This is a genomic window from Paucilactobacillus vaccinostercus DSM 20634, from assembly GCF_001436295.1.
In the GTDB taxonomy this organism is placed as follows: domain Bacteria; phylum Bacillota; class Bacilli; order Lactobacillales; family Lactobacillaceae; genus Paucilactobacillus; species Paucilactobacillus vaccinostercus.
The window spans coordinates 67,318-84,024 of record NZ_AYYY01000006.1 but is presented as its reverse complement, the minus strand read 5'-3'; the positions used below and the strand labels follow the sequence as shown (position 1 = coordinate 84,024).

The 16,707-nt window shown below is 40.9% G+C and carries 17 protein-coding genes; 1 reads left to right on the top strand and 16 read right to left on the bottom strand.

Features of this window, described 5'->3' with window-relative positions:
* Positions 1-2: 2 nt before the first annotated feature.
* From yihA to rpsO, 8 genes are all read right to left on the bottom strand, one after another.
* A complete protein-coding gene (gene yihA, locus FC26_RS02255; protein ID WP_057777509.1) occupies positions 3-596 on the bottom strand; it encodes a ribosome biogenesis GTP-binding protein YihA/YsxC in 594 nt (197 codons plus the stop codon).
* 70 nt (positions 597-666) lie between these two features.
* Positions 667-1,917: an ATP-dependent Clp protease ATP-binding subunit ClpX gene (gene clpX, locus FC26_RS02250; protein ID WP_057777508.1), complete on the bottom strand. Its 1,251-nt coding sequence runs from the start codon at positions 1,915-1,917 to the stop codon at positions 667-669.
* Positions 1,918-2,056: 139 nt separating this feature from the next.
* Positions 2,057-3,382 carry a trigger factor gene (gene tig, locus FC26_RS02245; RefSeq protein WP_057777506.1) on the bottom strand — a complete coding sequence of 442 codons (1,326 nt, stop codon included), beginning with the start codon at positions 3,380-3,382 and terminating at the stop codon, positions 2,057-2,059.
* A 232-nt stretch (positions 3,383-3,614) separates the two neighbouring features.
* Positions 3,615-4,805, bottom strand: coding sequence for an elongation factor Tu (gene tuf / locus FC26_RS02240; protein ID WP_057777504.1), 1,191 nt, complete (start codon positions 4,803-4,805; stop codon positions 3,615-3,617).
* Positions 4,806-5,033: 228 nt separating this feature from the next.
* Positions 5,034-5,963 carry a hypothetical protein gene (locus FC26_RS02235; protein WP_057777502.1) on the bottom strand — a complete coding sequence of 310 codons (930 nt, stop codon included), beginning with the start codon at positions 5,961-5,963 and terminating at the stop codon, positions 5,034-5,036.
* A 70-nt stretch (positions 5,964-6,033) separates the two neighbouring features.
* Positions 6,034-7,746: a ribonuclease J gene (locus tag FC26_RS02230; protein ID WP_057777499.1), complete on the bottom strand. Its 1,713-nt coding sequence runs from the start codon at positions 7,744-7,746 to the stop codon at positions 6,034-6,036.
* A gap of 26 nt (positions 7,747-7,772) precedes the next feature.
* The gene (gene dapA, locus FC26_RS02225; protein ID WP_057777497.1) at positions 7,773-8,645 is read right to left on the bottom strand and encodes a 4-hydroxy-tetrahydrodipicolinate synthase; all 873 of its coding nucleotides are present in this window, start codon (positions 8,643-8,645) and stop codon (positions 7,773-7,775) included.
* A 186-nt stretch (positions 8,646-8,831) separates the two neighbouring features.
* Complete coding sequence (rpsO, locus tag FC26_RS02220) at positions 8,832-9,101, bottom strand: 30S ribosomal protein S15 (protein WP_057777496.1); 270 nt, start codon at positions 9,099-9,101, stop codon at positions 8,832-8,834.
* Between the two features lie 269 nt (positions 9,102-9,370).
* Here rpsO and rpsT point away from each other — a divergent pair, with 269 nt between their 5' ends.
* Complete coding sequence (gene rpsT, locus FC26_RS02215; RefSeq protein WP_057777494.1) at positions 9,371-9,625, top strand: 30S ribosomal protein S20; 255 nt, start codon at positions 9,371-9,373, stop codon at positions 9,623-9,625.
* Between the two features lie 49 nt (positions 9,626-9,674).
* On the opposite strand, the gene holA is transcribed toward rpsT, so the two are convergent.
* The 8 genes from holA to FC26_RS02175 all read right to left on the bottom strand — a co-directional run bounded on the left by holA (position 9,675) and on the right by FC26_RS02175 (position 16,614).
* Complete coding sequence (gene holA, locus FC26_RS02210) at positions 9,675-10,721, bottom strand: DNA polymerase III subunit delta (RefSeq protein WP_057777492.1); 1,047 nt, start codon at positions 10,719-10,721, stop codon at positions 9,675-9,677.
* Positions 10,691-12,955 carry a DNA internalization-related competence protein ComEC/Rec2 gene (locus FC26_RS02205; protein WP_083483716.1) on the bottom strand — a complete coding sequence of 755 codons (2,265 nt, stop codon included), beginning with the start codon at positions 12,953-12,955 and terminating at the stop codon, positions 10,691-10,693. The genes holA and FC26_RS02205 overlap by 31 nt, the downstream gene beginning before the upstream one ends.
* A 37-nt stretch (positions 12,956-12,992) precedes the next feature.
* The gene (locus tag FC26_RS02200) at positions 12,993-13,466 is read right to left on the bottom strand and encodes a ComE operon protein 2 (protein ID WP_057777488.1); all 474 of its coding nucleotides are present in this window, start codon (positions 13,464-13,466) and stop codon (positions 12,993-12,995) included.
* Positions 13,467-13,517: 51 nt separating this feature from the next.
* Positions 13,518-14,153 carry a ComEA family DNA-binding protein gene (locus FC26_RS02195; RefSeq protein ID WP_057777487.1) on the bottom strand — a complete coding sequence of 212 codons (636 nt, stop codon included), beginning with the start codon at positions 14,151-14,153 and terminating at the stop codon, positions 13,518-13,520.
* A gap of 71 nt (positions 14,154-14,224) precedes the next feature.
* On the bottom strand, positions 14,225-15,241 hold the full coding sequence (locus FC26_RS02190) for a SepM family pheromone-processing serine protease (RefSeq protein ID WP_235809457.1): 1,017 nt from the start codon (positions 15,239-15,241) through the stop codon (positions 14,225-14,227).
* 31 nt (positions 15,242-15,272) lie between these two features.
* On the bottom strand, positions 15,273-15,761 hold the full coding sequence (coaD, locus tag FC26_RS02185; RefSeq protein ID WP_057777483.1) for a pantetheine-phosphate adenylyltransferase: 489 nt from the start codon (positions 15,759-15,761) through the stop codon (positions 15,273-15,275).
* A 1-nt stretch (position 15,762) separates the two neighbouring features.
* Entirely contained in the window at positions 15,763-16,326 is a 564-nt protein-coding gene (rsmD, locus tag FC26_RS02180; protein ID WP_057777481.1) for a 16S rRNA (guanine(966)-N(2))-methyltransferase RsmD, read from the bottom strand.
* Between the two features lie 3 nt (positions 16,327-16,329).
* Positions 16,330-16,614: a YlbG family protein gene (locus tag FC26_RS02175; protein ID WP_057777479.1), complete on the bottom strand. Its 285-nt coding sequence runs from the start codon at positions 16,612-16,614 to the stop codon at positions 16,330-16,332.
* Positions 16,615-16,707 lie beyond the last annotated feature (93 nt).

Below are 16,707 nucleotides of genomic sequence, written 5' to 3'. Positions count from 1 at the left end.
AATTACTGTGCTCCTCCAATTTGCTTTTCAATCCATTGCCAAACTGCGTCCTTACCGAGTTTTGTCTGTGCTGAAAATAAAATGAGTTGTGTTGCGGCATTTAATCCCAGCGTCTTTCTAATTAGACTTTCTTCACGATTGCGAACACCCGGTTTAATTTTATCAATCTTCGTTGCAACAACTAACGTTGGAATATGATAATACTGAAGCCAATTATACATAGAGACATCATCTTCCGTGGGTGCGTGCCGGCCGTCGATCAGCTGAATAACCCCTCGTAACTGCTTGCGCTGGGTGAGATAAGTTTCAATCATCACACCAAACTTCTCTCGTTCTTTTTTAGAGACCTTGGCATAGCCATAGCCGGGAACATCCACGAAATAAAGCTGATGCTCAACTTCATAAAAATTCAACGTACGTGTTTTTCCAGGTTGACTGGAAGTGCGTGCATAACTTTTTCGATTAATCAGAACATTTGTAAGCGATGATTTACCAACATTCGATCGACCGACCAATCCAATCTCTGGATATCCAGTTACGGGATACTGTTTTGGATCAACCGCACTCATTACTAATTCAACTTCTTGTACTTCCATATAATCCTCCGTTGCACGTTATCTTCAACAAAAGAGACCCACATGCTCACGGGTCTCTTGATTGATTAAACTAGGATGCTTTTTGATCTTTTAAAATATATTCAGGTTCTGTGTGTTTTATGACACTTGACTGGTCAATAACAACCTTAGCCACATCCTCACGGCTTGGCAAATCAAACATTACGTCTCTCATCACATCTTCAATGATTGATCGTAGTCCACGAGCACCCGTATTACGTTCAATGGCTAGATGAGCCATTGCCGTTAACGCCCCGTCGGTAAATTCCAACTGAGCATCATCTAAAGTGATCAATTTTTGGTACTGTTTAACCAGCGCATTTTTCGGTTCGGTTAAAATACGGACCAAATCACCTTCATCAAGCTTTTGCAACGCCGTTAAAATTGGTAAACGACCAATAAATTCAGGAATTAGGCCAAACGAAAGTAAATCTTCTGGTACGACGTGTTGTAGCACGTTCTTTTCCGTAACTTGATCGATTTCACGCGAATTAGTCCCGAAGCCAATCGTTTTGTCTCCTAGACGATCTTTAACAATCGTCTCGATACCGTCGAATGCACCACCAACAATAAATAAAATATTCTTGGTGTTGATCTGAATAAATTCTTGTTGTGGATGTTTGCGACCACCCTGAGGCGGCACGTTAGCAATCGTTCCTTCAAGAATTTTCAAAAGTGCCTGTTGCACCCCTTCACCAGAAACATCTCGTGTGATTGACACATTTTCGCTTTTTTTAGCGATCTTATCAATTTCATCAATGTAGATAATGCCCTTTTCAGCACGTTCAACATCGTAATCGGCGGCTTGTAGCAATTTGAGAATGATGTTCTCCACATCTTCTCCAACGTACCCAGCTTCCGTTAACGTCGTTGCATCAGCAATTGCAAACGGAACATTTAAAATTTTAGCAAGTGACTGTGCAAGGTATGTTTTCCCTGAACCCGTTGGCCCAATTAGGCTAATATTACTTTTCTGTAGTTCGGTATCATCCTTACTGGCACTCGCCATCGCATTAACCCGCTTGTAGTGGTTGTAGACGGCAACTGATAACGTCTTTTTCGCATCATCCTGACCGATCACATAATCGTCCAGCTTCGATACAATGTCTGCAGGAGTTGGCACATCTAATAGTGATTGAGCCGCGTCCTCAGCAATTTCCTCATCAATAATTTCCTTGCAAAGATCGATGCATTCATTACAAATATACACACCAGGTCCAGCAACAATTTTTTTCACCTGATCTTGTGATTTGCCACAAAAAGAACAGTTAACCGATTCCATTCCGTTGGTATCTTCAAACATCTATTGTGACCTCCTATACAGTTATGACGCCATCATAACAGAATATTTCTCTAAATACGAATAATTGAATTATTATGTTTTTAGAGTTAAAAAAATGTCCAATCACTAGGATTGAACATTTTTTCGAAAACCAAGTGTCTTATTCTTCGTCTTCTTTAGCTTTGCTCTTCTTAGCTGTTTTTTCTTGTTTAGCTGAATCGCGCACAAGATCAACGGCCTTACGAACAGCGATGTCATGTGACAACATGTCAGTTGATAATGCTTTAGAAACATCTTCTTCCTTCATGCCATATTGTTGAGCCAAATCTTTGATTTCAGCATCAATATCGTCTTGTGATGGTTCAATCTTTTCAGCTTCCACAATTGCTTCAAGAACCAAGCTCGTTTTAACTCGATTTTCAGCATCAGCAGCAAATTGCTTTTGCAAATCTTCTTGCTTAGTACCTGTGATTTGGAAGTACATTTCTGGGCTGATTCCTTGTTGTTGCATGTTCGCAAGATATTGTTGCATTTGACGATTAGTATCGTCATCCAACATTGCTTGTGGGATTTCCTTGATTTCGGCATTGTCAACAGCTTGTGAAATGGCTGCTTCTTCAATTGCTTCCTTCGCTTCGTGTTCCTTGCGTTCCTTCAATTGATCCTTAGTCTTAGCCTTTAATTCTTCAAGTGAATCAACGTCTTCGTCAACATCCTTGGCAAATTCGTCATCAAGTGCTGGCAATTCCTTAGTCTTAACTTCATGAAGCTTAACAGCAAAGACTGCTTCCTTACCAGCTAATTCCTTAGCCTGATAATCTTCTGGGAATGTAACTTTAACATCAACATCCTCATCCGCCTTGTGACCAACTAATTGGTCTTCAAAGCCAGGGATGAATGAGTTTGAACCCAATTCAAGTGAGTAGTTATCTGCGCTACCGCCATCAAACTTTTCACCGTCTACAGTACCTACATAGTCGATAACAACTGTGTCACCTTCGGCAGCAGCTTTACCTTCTTTAAGTACTAATTCGGCTTGTTGCTGACGCTTGTTTTCAAGTTCAGCATCAACTTCCTTAACAAGTACCCGTGTACTTTGCTTTGGAACAGTTAAGCCTTCATAGTCACCTAATTTAACATCTGGCTTAACGGTAACAATCGCCTTTAATACCCATGGTTGATCCTTTTCCATGCTATCAACGTCTAATTGTGGTTGATCAACAGGTTCGATTCCGGCTTCTTTAATCGCTGCCTCATAAGCTTCTGGTAAAACGATATTTAAAGCATCTTGATATAAAGCTTCTTCACCGTACATACGGTTAAAGATTTGCCGTGGAATATGACCCTTACGGAAACCAGGGACAGATAGTGTCTTCTTGGTCTTATCGAAAGCTTGATCAATTCCTTTTTTAATAGTGTCGACATCAATATCAAATGTCAAAGTTCCTTTGTTGGTATCGCTGTCGCGTTCCCATTTTGCTGACATTGTATTTCCTCCATAACGATTACATATATTTAAAATGTTGCTTGTGCATACTTAATCAGTTTAACGTAAGCCGCAGTAATTGTAAACATTTTGCATCAACTAATTTAAATACTTCCCTTGTTAAATCAATAATCAGATGACCTAGGACAGACCATAGCATTTTCTACTTTTAACTACAACAAAAAAGCCTGATAGGAAACCCTACCAAGCTTAATTATCAAACTAAAATAAATTAGTCATCAATTTCTGAAACCACACCGGCACCAACCGTGTGACCACCTTCACGAACAGTGAACTTAAGACCCTTTTCAATGGCAACAGGGTTGATCAGTTCAACAGTAAATGTAACGTTGTCACCAGGCATAACCATTTCAACGCCTTCTGGCAATTCGATAACACCAGTAACGTCAGTAGTATGGAAGTAGAATTGTGGACGATAGTTTGAGAAGAATGGCGTATGACGGCCACCTTCTTCTTTTGTTAAGATATAAACTTCACCCTTGAACTTCTTGTGAGTTTGAATTGAACCTGGAGCAGCCAAAACTTGTCCACGTTCGATTTGGTCACGGCCGATACCACGAAGTAAGGCACCAACGTTGTCACCAGCTTCACCAAGATCAAGTGTCTTACGGAACATTTCAAGACCTGTAACAGTAGTCTTCAAAACTTCTTCCTTAAGACCAACAATTTCAACTTCGTCGCCGACCTTAACTTGTCCACGATCGATACGTCCTGAAGCAACAGTACCACGACCAGTGATCGTAAATACGTCTTCAACAGGCATCAAGAATGGCTTGTCAGTGTCACGTTGTGGAGTTGGAATGTATTCGTCAACAACATCCATCAAGTGAAGGATAACCTTTTCTTGTTCTTCGTCGCCTTCAAGAGCCTTGAGAGCTGAACCACGAACAACTGGAATATCATCACCAGGGAAATCGTATTCTGAAAGTAATTCACGAACTTCCATTTCAACAAGATCAACCAATTCGTCATCGTCAACTAAGTCAGTCTTGTTCAAGAAGACAACGATATAGTCAACACCAACTTGGCGAGCAAGCAAAATGTGTTCACGAGTTTGTGGCATAGGACCATCAGTTGCGGCAACAACCAAGATAGCACCATCCATTTGTGCAGCACCAGTGATCATGTTCTTAACGTAATCAGCATGTCCTGGGGCGTCAATATGTGCATAGTGACGCTTTTCTGTTTCGTATTCAACGTGGGCAGTGTTGATAGTGATACCACGTTCTTTTTCTTCTGGCGCAGCATCGATATCTGCATAATCTTCAGCCTTTGCCAAACCTTTAGCTGCTAATACCTTAGTAATAGCTGCAGTTAAAGTAGTTTTCCCATGGTCAACGTGGCCAATAGTACCAATGTTTACATGGGGCTTTGTACGTTCATAATGTTCTTTTTCTGCCATTGAATGAAACCCTCCTGTTATTTTGCAAGAATTATGTCAGCCTTCAGGCAGCCGACTGACACACCTTTAAATATATTATACTACTTCCCCTTGATAAAGCAAAGCCTATCACCTATCAAAAGGCGCTTCAAGAAGAATCCTAAACTATTATATATACTGCCCCTTCATTTGTAAACCATTATTTCTCAAGAATTTAAAAAAGGTTTTCAAAGGAAATTTTCAATACTTCTAATATGCTTTGATGAGTGCTTCAATCAGTGCCTCAATGACACTATGCCAGTGCGCCATCCCTGAATCTAGGCCTTTCAAATCCGTTTTACCTTGAAATTGAGCAATTTCTAAATCGACCCAACCGTCCGCATCTGTCACCACTTGTTCAATGAATGGATAGCACATCATCATTTGCATTCCAATTTCCTGACCAATAGTCGCATAGGCTACGGGATCGACATTTTCTAATCGCTCTTTCAATGCTTGGATCAGCTGCTGATAACTTGGTATTTGATCAATAGGGACCAATTGAGCGCCATCAATTTCATGCTCTTTTTCATCAATCCAGTACGTTTTAATTCGATCGGTAATTTTTAACTTTTGTAAATTCTGTAGAATACTCGATCGAATTAATGGATTGGTAAACGGATCCCTTAATAGAAATTTTGCCCCAACCATGTAATCCGCGAGTGGCAGCTGACCCGCTCGGGCCAGTCGCTCCCTTTGTTGAGGAAATGGTTGGTCTCCCAGATGATAAAATTGGCGTAAATTAGCCTTACGAGTCGCAACTAGCGTCTGGGCAGTAGTCGTTTCGAATTCATTAATTCCCTGAATCGCCACTGCTTGCCAATTCGCATTTGCCGTTGCTAGTGCGAATTGACGTGCCTCAATAAGGTGCTGACTTTTCAGCAGCACATTGACCATTAATTTAAATAAGTCCGCCGATAATAAAAACGTTTCTTGTTTTTCAACTGCAAATTCGTACGCCATTTTAAATTGATTATCCATATAGAGTGCTTCTACCAATAAATGATTAATTTCATTATCATTTCGCTGTTCGTACAATTTTTCTAATTGCTCGCTTGCCCGGTTCCACTCCTGCTGAGCAAGCAACTGCTTAATACGTTTCATTTGCTCAACCTGACTTTGATTTAAATGATCTTCCAAAATTTCACCTCCAGATCAACAAAGAGCGTCGCGCCGTTGAATGATCAACGAGCACCACACTCTTAACTAATTACTTACTTTCTTTAGTTGTCTTTTTCTTTTTATTATTTTTTCGTGCGTGCTGATTAACTTCCATAATCACTGGCAAGATTACCGGATGGCGTTTTGTTTGATCGAATAAAAAGCGATTTAACTTGTCGCGAACATCCTGTTTCAAGTGTCCCCAGTCAAATTCCTTATTATCAAGGTTATCTTGGACTGTTTCTTCAACCAGTTTGGCACTTTGATTCATTAATTCACGATTCGTCTTAACAAATACAAATCCACGGGACGTGATTTTCGGGCGGGCAACGATCTTCTTCTTACGACGATCGATAGTCACAACAACCACAAAGATCCCATCCTCAGCGAGCACTCTGCGATCACGAAGAACGATATTCCCGATATCGCCAACACCAATCCCGTCAATCATCGTATCGCCGACATCGACACGATCACCAATTCTCATCTCGTGTCCGTTAAAAGTAACTAAATCACCTTTTGTAGTAATAAAAATGTGATCCTTCGCGATACCCACTTCTTGCGCCAGTTGCGCATGCCGATTCAGCAAACGATACTCTCCTTGAACCGGAATAAAGTACTGTGGCTTCATAAAGTTAAGCATCAGTTGAAGATCATTCTGGCTGGCATGACCTGAGGGCTGTAAGTCATCCGAAATAGCTTTTACTTCAGCACCCGCACGATAGATCATATCGCGTGTCTTCTGTACTGCAGTTTCCATTGCGTATGATGGTGTTGTTGTTATGAAAACTAAGTCATCATCACCGAGTTGGACATTTTTATCTCCCCCGGTCGCCATTCGCTGTAATGATTTAATGGGTTCACCCATCTTACCAGTCTCTAAGATGACGACTTGTTTTGGATCCAACTGTTGCGCATCTGTCATACTGATCAGTAACTCATCATCGTCAAGAACGAGTTTTCCGAGTGACATGGCTGTTTTAACAATTTTTTCCAAATCATGGCCAGATAAAACAACTTTTCGGCCCACCTGTGCAGCCGCGTCAAAAATTTGTTGAATCCGCATAATATTGGAAGCCACACTGGCAACGATAATTCGATGATCCGTATACTTAAAGGTCTCTAAAATATAGGCAGCAATATCTTTCTCACGTTCACTTTGACCACCGTTAGCGGCACCGGCAGAATCACTCAGTAAGGCTAACACGCCTTGAGTGCCAATTTCTGCCAACCGTGCCAAGTCAGTCTGGTAACCCTTGGTGGCCGTTTGATCAAATTTAAAGTCACCTGTATAAACAATGTTCCCAGATTTAGTTGATAAAACAATTCCCATTGACTCAGGAATTGAGTGGGTTGTTTTGAAAAATGAAACCGTCACATCATCAAAGTCAATTTCTGTCTCAGCATCAACAACGTGAAAATCATCATATTTTTTGTTCTGGCTGTTAGAACTTACTCCCAATTTAGCCAGCGCAATTGTCATTTCAGAGCCAAATACCGGGACCTTAAATTCATCAAGAAAATAAGGTAATGCTCCAATCGCATCTGCGTGTCCATGGGTTAAAAACACTCCTACAACTCGGTCGGCATTTTCGCGTAAGTAATTCCAATCAGGAATTACAACGTCAATACCTAATAATTCATTTTCAGGGTATTTTAGGCCGCAGTCTAGAATGAAAATTTGGTTATCAATCTCAACTGCATACATATTTTTCCCGTTTTCTCGAACCCCACCAAACGGGATAATGTTAATATTACTCATTACGTCACCTTGAATCTTTCTATTGATTATATGTCTAATATCTCAAATAATTTTGCTTGTTCATCTTGATCAAGGGGTAATATTGGTAACCGGCAACCACCGACAGCATAGCCAAGATGGTTCAATGCTGCCTTCACTGGTGATGGTGATGGATACATGAAAAGTGCATTCATCTTAGGTGTTAAGTCACGTTGAATTGCTGCTGCAGCTTGCCAATTGCCAGCTTCAACATCGGCGTACATTTCACTCATTTGTGCGCCAAACACGTGACTCGCAACGGAAATAACACCAGCACCGCCAATTTCCTTGGTAGCAAGCGCTAGGTTATCTTCACCAGAATAAACCAAAAAGCCTGATGCACAGTGTTCCACTAGCGCCCCTAAATCATCAATATCCGTACATTGCTTGATGCCAATGATATTCGTCACATGACTAAGCTCAATTGCCGTCTCTACGGCCATCGTAACTCCTGTCCGTCCTGGAATATTATAGATGATAATAGGTAATGTACTCTCAGCCGCAACCGCCTTAAAATGCGCTAACATGCCCTTTTGATTGGGTTTGTTATAGTAGGGTACAACAACCAAAGCGGCATCAATACCATCGATCACACTGATTTCTTTTGTAAAATCAATTGTATCTTGCGTACTATTAGATCCAGTTCCAACAATCATTGGAACGCGATGGTCAATGATCTTCGCACTTTTTTGATACAACTCGATCTTTTCATCGTGCGTTAACGTCGGCGTTTCACCCGTCGTCCCACCAACAACAAATCCCTTTGATCCAGTTTCGATCAAATGATTAATCAGTTTTTCTAGCCGGTCGTAATCCACCCGATCACTATCATCAAATGGTGTTACAATCGCGGTCATTAAATCTGCATTTTCGAATGTCATTCATCTTACCCCTTTAACTCATTCATTTAATATTAATCCGATTAGACATTGTCATTATCTTACTACAAATTAGCGGTATTGTGAATTACGATTAATCGCACACGGCACTCTACCAGCTTTTTCGCCAACTTCTATGTAAAAAAATAAGATCGGACACATAACGTGACCCGACCTTAAATCGATATATTAACGACGCAAACCTAATTTTTGGATTAAGTCACGGTAGCTCGCAACATCAGTCTTACGTAAGTAAGCCAATAAATTACGACGGTGACCAATCTTCTTCATCAAACCGCGTTGTGAATGAAAATCTTTCTTGTGAACACGGAGATGTTCATTCAATTCGTTAATATCAGCTGTCAAAACAGCAACTTGAACCTCAGTTGAACCTGTATCGCCATCATGGCGTGCAAATTCTTTGATGATTTCGTTTTTACGTTCTTTAGAAATTGCCATAAGTAATTTCCCACCTTTCAAATTTTTGCGCCTAGTTCTAAGTAAAACGTCGGTGAGGATCGTTAAACTGAGAAGAGGCCGATCGACATGTGAATCGATCTCTAATAATATACATGACATCTACTTAAAAAGCAAGTTGAATCCGGCCGTTTGATATTTTTTGCGATCTTCTCCTGGATTCTGTTGCATTCAGTGCGATTTGTATTGTATAATGGCTGATGTTGAAAATTTCAGGTCAGATGTGATCATTAATTTGTGGAGGTGAAACCATGCCAATCATCAAATCAGCTATTGAACGTGTTCGTGTTAACGAAAAAGCACAAACACGTAACGCTTCACAACTCAGTGCAATGCGTACTACTGTTAAGAAGTTCGAGCAAGGCAAGACTGCAGGTGCAGAAAACCTTGAAGAATTATTCAATAATGCTATTTCTGCCATCGATCGTGCACACTCAAAAGGCTTGATCAAGGCTAACAAGGCTGCTCGTGACAAGTCACGTTTAGCTGCACGTTATGCTAAATAATAAATAGTATTTTTAAAAGGACTGCGATTTCTATCGCAGTCCTTTTTTATTACGCTCGTCTCCTTGACTGATGCTGAGTTGCCTGAACATACTGCAGCATAAACAGTTCAAATAACAATTGCGGATCCCGTGAAGACGTCTTCAATCCCTTTTCAATTTTAACCAATCCTAAATAGGCTTGCTCCAAGTCTGCTAATTTAAACGCTCTCACCGTCTGTAAGGCTAACTTAACTCGATACGGGTGAACTTTCAATGTTCCAGCCAAACTTCCTTGACTAAGACCACGATCTTTAAGTACCTTCACCTGAATTAACAGCCTAAACTGGCTAACCAAGACCGCATTAATTCTTAGTGGTTGCTCTTCACTGTTGATTAAATCCTGATATCGGTGAAGTGCTAACCGATAATCTCGTTTCAATACCGCGGTAACCAAATCAAATACATTTTGATCAAGCGACTGTACAACCAGCCCTTGAACAGCCGATAATTCAATCTGTTTTCCTTGATAACTATACAACTCCAGTTTCCGGACGGCCTGAACCATCAGTGAATAATCCGCATTAGTGCGTTGAATTAATTCATCAAGTGCATCAGAGGTAATTTGATAGCCCTCTACATCCAATTGGCGTTTGATTGCTTGTCGCGCTTCACGTTCGCTTAGCGGGGCTGCACTGATCTCAGTGGCCACTTTTTTTAGACGCTTCACAACTTTCTTGCGGCTATCTAGCTTTTCATAAGGTGCGTTGATCACTAAAATTGTGCTCTGTTCAGGGTGCTCAAAATAGGCAACTAATCCATCAATATCATGGTCAATTTTTCTATTTTTAGTGTCTCCCGTCAGAAAATAAGGTTTATTAATAATAACTAGTCTCTGATCACCAAAAAAAGGAGCCGATGTGGCGTCATCGAGCGCTGTTGCCAACGGTGTCACTTCCATATCGTAGTTACCAATGTTCATAACTTTTTGATCATCAGGAATAAGCTGATTGAACGCCTCAAGTGCCTGCTGTCTTAACACAGCCTGTTCGCCTAAAACTAGATATACCGAATCAGCCGGTTGCTTTGTTAACTGTTGCTGTAGGGCGGTAACATCCACTTGAGTTCATCTCCTTTAAGTTTAGTATCCCAAGCATGTCGAGTGTTGTTCCAATACCGATATCGAATCATGCCATATTGTTGCGTAGAAATCGCCTGAATCCTTTGTTGTTTTAACGTGTTCATCGTTTCGTTGTTTGGATGACCATAGCGATTCATCCGTCCTGCGGATATAATCGCTAATCGCGGCTGGATTCCCTTAATAAAAGCAGGATCCGAGGCCGTCTTACTTCCATGATGCCCTAATTTCAAGACGTCGGTTTTCAATTCCGGGTAGCGAGCCAATATTTCTTTCTCACCGTTACGGTCCAAATCACCCATAAACATAAATCTCAAACCGCCAAAAATACCTGTTAAAACCATTGAATCCTCATTAGCGCCCTTCCCCGATGTGAACGGATGCACAACTCTTAGGGGAAGCGCCGGCAAGTGATCATTTGCCACAACGGGGATCAGTCGGCTATGTTGCTTTCGTGCTAATGGTAATACTTTAGTCTTAAAGTTACGCTGTCTTTCCATTCCCTTTGGAAACGAAATCTGACGCACATGGATCGCAGCCAAAATATCTTTAGTATATCCAATATGGTCTGTATCTTGATGACTTAAACATAGATTATCGATTTGACTGATTCCCTGACTTTTTAGATAGTTAATACTGACACGTTTCGCACGGCTATTTGTCGTTGTTGACTGCGCCCACTGTGGTTTGGGGAAGTTTAACTGACCACCAGTGTCGATCATGGTCACGCTCCGATTAAACGGCTCTCGAATCAAGAAACTATCACCCTGACCAATATCGAAAAAGACAACTTCTCCGTATAGTGGAAAATGAATCCAGCCAAACGTAAAAACATATATCAACACTAATACTCCCCAGGCACGTCGCCGATGCGGAAATACATATACCAATAACGTTACAGAAAACAAGATCGCAATTGCAGCAACCGGTGGCTTTCCAAAATGAATCATCCCCGGGAGTGCACCAATAAAATCAATCAACTGCTGCATAAACATCAAAAAGACATTTACCATTTGACCAACCATTGGCATTGCCCAGTACGTGAAACAACATCCAATCACTAACGGAAAAATAACCGCTGAAAAAAGCGGAATCATCAAGTAACTGGCGAGCAAGCTTAATACATGCCATTCATAAATATAATATAAAATTGACGGTAAGCCAATTAAATTCATCAGTACTGCGCCAGTCAGTGGTTTACCTGGGGGCAAGAAATGAAGCATTAAGGCTAATAAATAACTTAATTGGCCACCAAGTGTTAAGAGTAGTAACGGTTGATAAATCAGACCACCAGCTAGGCTTAAACTCCAAATATCGATTTTTGAAAGATGAAACCGCTCGCTCTGACAAATTAGTGTAATTTCAGCCATCAGTGTTGCTCGCATTAGCCCTGTCGAACCACCACCGATAATCAAATAAACCGGGAGCACTCCAATTAAAAGACGATTTACCGTCTCCTTTTCAATCCACAGATAGACCAAGGCCGTTCGAATCATACTGACAACTAAAAAAACGTGCATTCCGGAAATACTAAATAAATGAATCAGGCCAAGTTGTGTCACACCGGTCATCGTATCAGAAAAATCATTTAACACATTACCAATGATAAGACTATGACAATAGAGCCTCAGTACATGCGGCATCGTATCAAAATAGGTCATCAATTCAAATCTCAGCTCATGACACCAGTCAAACCATCGATTAATTCCAGAACTAGGAGCTGGTCGCGCAGTGACGACCTTTTCTACTGTCATCTGATTATAAACTTGATGAATTCGCGCATACTGTTGTGCATTAAACTGGTTATCATTTGTGGCAATTGAAATTGGTTCTAACGTCCCTTTTAATTGCCACGTTGCCGTTTTATTCACATGCAATAGTTGCTGTTGCATCGCTAATGATTTAATTCGACCGTATACCTGAACTTGTTGATGTCCAGCCACAGTCCTTGCCAACATCTGAAACTGATCACCATTTACCTTCAATTGATCTGGATAGACACGAACGGTCAGCTCCGTTTCCTGAGGGCCATTCAGCGTTGCACGATCAACACGTTGCTGATAATTAACACAAAACAATACAAAAACACCCACAGCAATGATAGTCACAACGGTCACTGTTGTTCTTCTTAATCTCCAAAGTCGCATCACCAACCAACCGACGCCAAGTAACAAAAACCATTGGTGGGCAAAAAATATTCCGGTCGTTAGCGCCATCGCTAACGCGGGATAAAGATAAAATCGATAAATAAGATTACGCTAGATATTGATCTAGCCGCGTCTCTTTCAATGTATCTTGATCAATGCTAATTTGATTGAGTTTGATATTTTTAAGTTTGATAAGTTTCATTGCATACTCATCATTATGATAGTTACGAAGGTAATTAATCTGCTTGATTCCCGCCTGCAATAACATTTTAGTGCACTGGAGACATGGAAAATCAGTCACATATATGCTGGCTCCGTCAGTTGAAACACCAAACTTAGCACACTGTAAAATTGCATTCATTTCAGCATGGATTGTCCGGACACAGTGCCCATCTTCTAAATAACAATCCGAATCAATACAGTGCTCGTCTCCTGATACAGAACCATTGTAGCCGCCAGCAATAATTCGTTTATCCCGAACAATCGTGGCACCAACAGATAGCCGTTTGCAAGTACTTCTCGAAGCGAGTAGCACCGCCTGAATCATGAAATAATGGTCCCAATCAATTCTTTTCGTCAAAACAATCACCTTCCCTTTACTGTGTTCTAGTATAACAAACTCAACTCAAATCTAAACCGCTAATTGATCTTTGATTTTTGCGACCGATGCATCCCCAAATCCGGAAACATTTTTTAAATCCTCAACCGTTTTAAACTGTCCATGTTCCTGCCGGTATTGCAAAATTAAATCTGCCTTCTTATCACCAACTCCCGTAATCTTCATCAAATCATCCTTACTTGCAGAATTGATATTAATGATTGGTGCTGCCGAGCTTTCACTTCCCGTCATCTCGGTTCCACCGGCTTCACCGGCCATCGGTGTTGTAACTTCTCCCGTAACTGGCACATACACTACTTGTTGATCCGCTACCTGTTTAGCCATGTTAACATGGTTCATATCTGCATTAGCTGCCACCCCACCAGCCTTAGTGATCGCATCTTGCACGCGTAAGCCACTTTTCACTGAGTAAACACCTGGATGGTTAACCGCACCTTTCACGTCCACATACACCATTTTGTTGCTCACTATCGCCGACTTCCGCGATCGCTGCTGGGTCTCCGACTGTGCATCAACAAAATCAACGCTCCTATGAGTTGTCGCATTCTTTGCTGTAAGATACCATCCTCCAATTAAGCATATCAGCACACCCAAACCAACCAAGCAGTAGCGCCGGTAGTCTTGCCAAAAATTTTTAAATTGCTCCAATTGCTGATCCCCCCTTCAATGTTAAAGTACGCAAAAAGAGTGTTGATTTATTTAAAAATCAACACTCTTTTTTAGTGGTTCTCCAAATACCGAACGGCATCATTAAATGTCTTAACTGGAACAACCTTCATATTTGGTGCATATTTTTTGGCAGTTTGCTTGGCTAATTGATAGTTAGTCTTGTGCTGTTCTTCATACTTCAACAGCTCTTTAGTTGGTTTAACATATGGTGCAAAGAAAATTTTAGCACCAGCCTTCTTTGCAGCAATGACCTTTTTATCAATCCCACCAATTTCACCAACACTGCCATCAGGGTTAATCGTTCCCGTACCTGCGATTTTACGTCCCTGACGGAGGTTTTGGTTAGTTAACTGTTGATAGATCTGCAAACTGAACATAAGCCCGCCAGACGGGCCCCCTAATTCACCCGGATTCACCTTAACGGGAATTTTGGTTGTTACCTTGACGTTATCCGTCAAGATAATACCAATTCCGGCCTTTTTAGTTGATAATCTAACTAAGGGATGCGTGCTAACATGTTGCTTACCATTATGCAAATATGTCACTTCAACTGGTGTACCAATCTTTTGATGACTTAAATACTTCTGATAGCCAGCGGATGTATCAAAATGCCGACCATTCACTTTGGTAACTGTATCGCCGACCTTGATACTCTTTTTAAACTTAGAATTTGACTGAACTTCCAACACATAAATCCCTAGGTATTTCTTCGTAAACTGTTGACCGGCAGCTTTATATGCTGTCGCAATCGCCTCATTGATTGCGCTTTGCATATAAAATCCCTGCACTTTATCATACGTTGCGTCACTCTGACCGCCGGTAACTTCAGAAGCACTTTCAATTGTATCATGTGGATCAGCCAACGCCCATAAATAAGTAATTGGCCGAGCACGTTGCAAATAAACTGACGTAATCATATAACTACCCGAACGCTTATCTGGGTGATTTTTAATCGTAACATACGATTTTAGACCATCCGCCTCTCCGGGACTCTCAATATATGAATTCAGTGGCCAAAAAATTAGCCACAGTAGAAAAAGCGCTGCAACAGTAAACAGTCCGATAATACCGTACTTTTTACGATTACTCTTCTTCAAACTAGTTTCCTCTTAACTTTTCCGACAACTGTTCATTGATATTTCCGGGTAAATATGCCGAAATATCGCCACCAAAACGAGCAACTTCCTTTAACAAGCTACTCGATAAATGCTGGTAGTTGGGGTTAGCCATCATAAAAATAGTTTCAATTTCATCATCCAAATGCTGATTCATTGCAGCAATATCGCGCTCATACTGAAAATCATTAAAGTTTCGTAGGCCGCGAAGTAGGTAATCAGCACCAATTTTATTCATCAAGCTAACCGTTAATTCATCGGCTGTGATTACTGAAACGTTGTCCAAGTCCGCTTGTGCGACAGCTTCCTTGATCTGTGCAACTCGCTCCTCAACCGTAAATATTGGTTCCTTGCTTGTGTTAATCATGACTGCCACTGCCAAGCGATCAAACAACAGGCTTCCACGACGAATTAAATCTAAGTGTCCCAACGTTAGTGGATCAAAACTACCAGGAAAAATTGCAACTTTCATCTTAATCATTTCCTTTCACAAAACGATAAATAGTTAGTACCGTAATACCATAGTCCTGCCGGCGTACCAGTTCAAATGAGTCCAAATCATCTGGCAACTGTGCATTTTGGTCAGTTTCAGCCACAATCATAGCACCGTCATTTAACAGGTCCAATGCTACCATTTTTTCAATGTCTTCGGTGATCTTTTGTTGCGCATACGGTGGATCAAGAAAGACCATGTCAAATTTCACATCACGCTTGTGCAATAACTCAAGGGCTTTTTTAGCCTCCTGTTTATACACTTCAAACTGTTCCGCATGCTTAGTAACCGCAATGTTTTCCTTAATCGTCTTAATTGCTTGGTAATGATGATCAATCAACACTGCTTGCTCGATTCCCCGCGATACGGCTTCAATACTTAGTCCCCCGCTACCAGCAAAAAGGTCCAAACTTTTACCACCATCGAAATAGGGTCCAATGATATTAAACAATGATTCTTTAACTTTATCCGTGGTTGGTCGGGTACCATTTCCCGGTACCGCCTTTAACCTTCGGCCTCGAAAATCTCCTGATACTACCCGCATGCGCTATTCATCCTCTTCAGTTTCATGTTTATATATTCCAGCGGCCTTTAAATCTGACATATCTGGGTCAATTTCGGGCCAGTGAGAATAACTCACATGTTTAACAAATTTAAGTTCATTTACTTTTTTTAGTGTTTGCTCAACTGTTTCTTCGTCCGTATATAAAATTACATAACGCATTTTTTTGGAAACATATTCCACTCGTCCATAGTGCCGCAGTTGCCGCACCGAACGTAAATTATTAACATATACCACCAAGGAACGACGTGGTTTTATCGTAAATGTCACATTACCATCTCACTTACATTTAATGTCTTTGGTTATTGTACCAAATTTTGAAAGGGGCCGCACCCACAACTAAGTGAGACGGTCCCTTTCAAT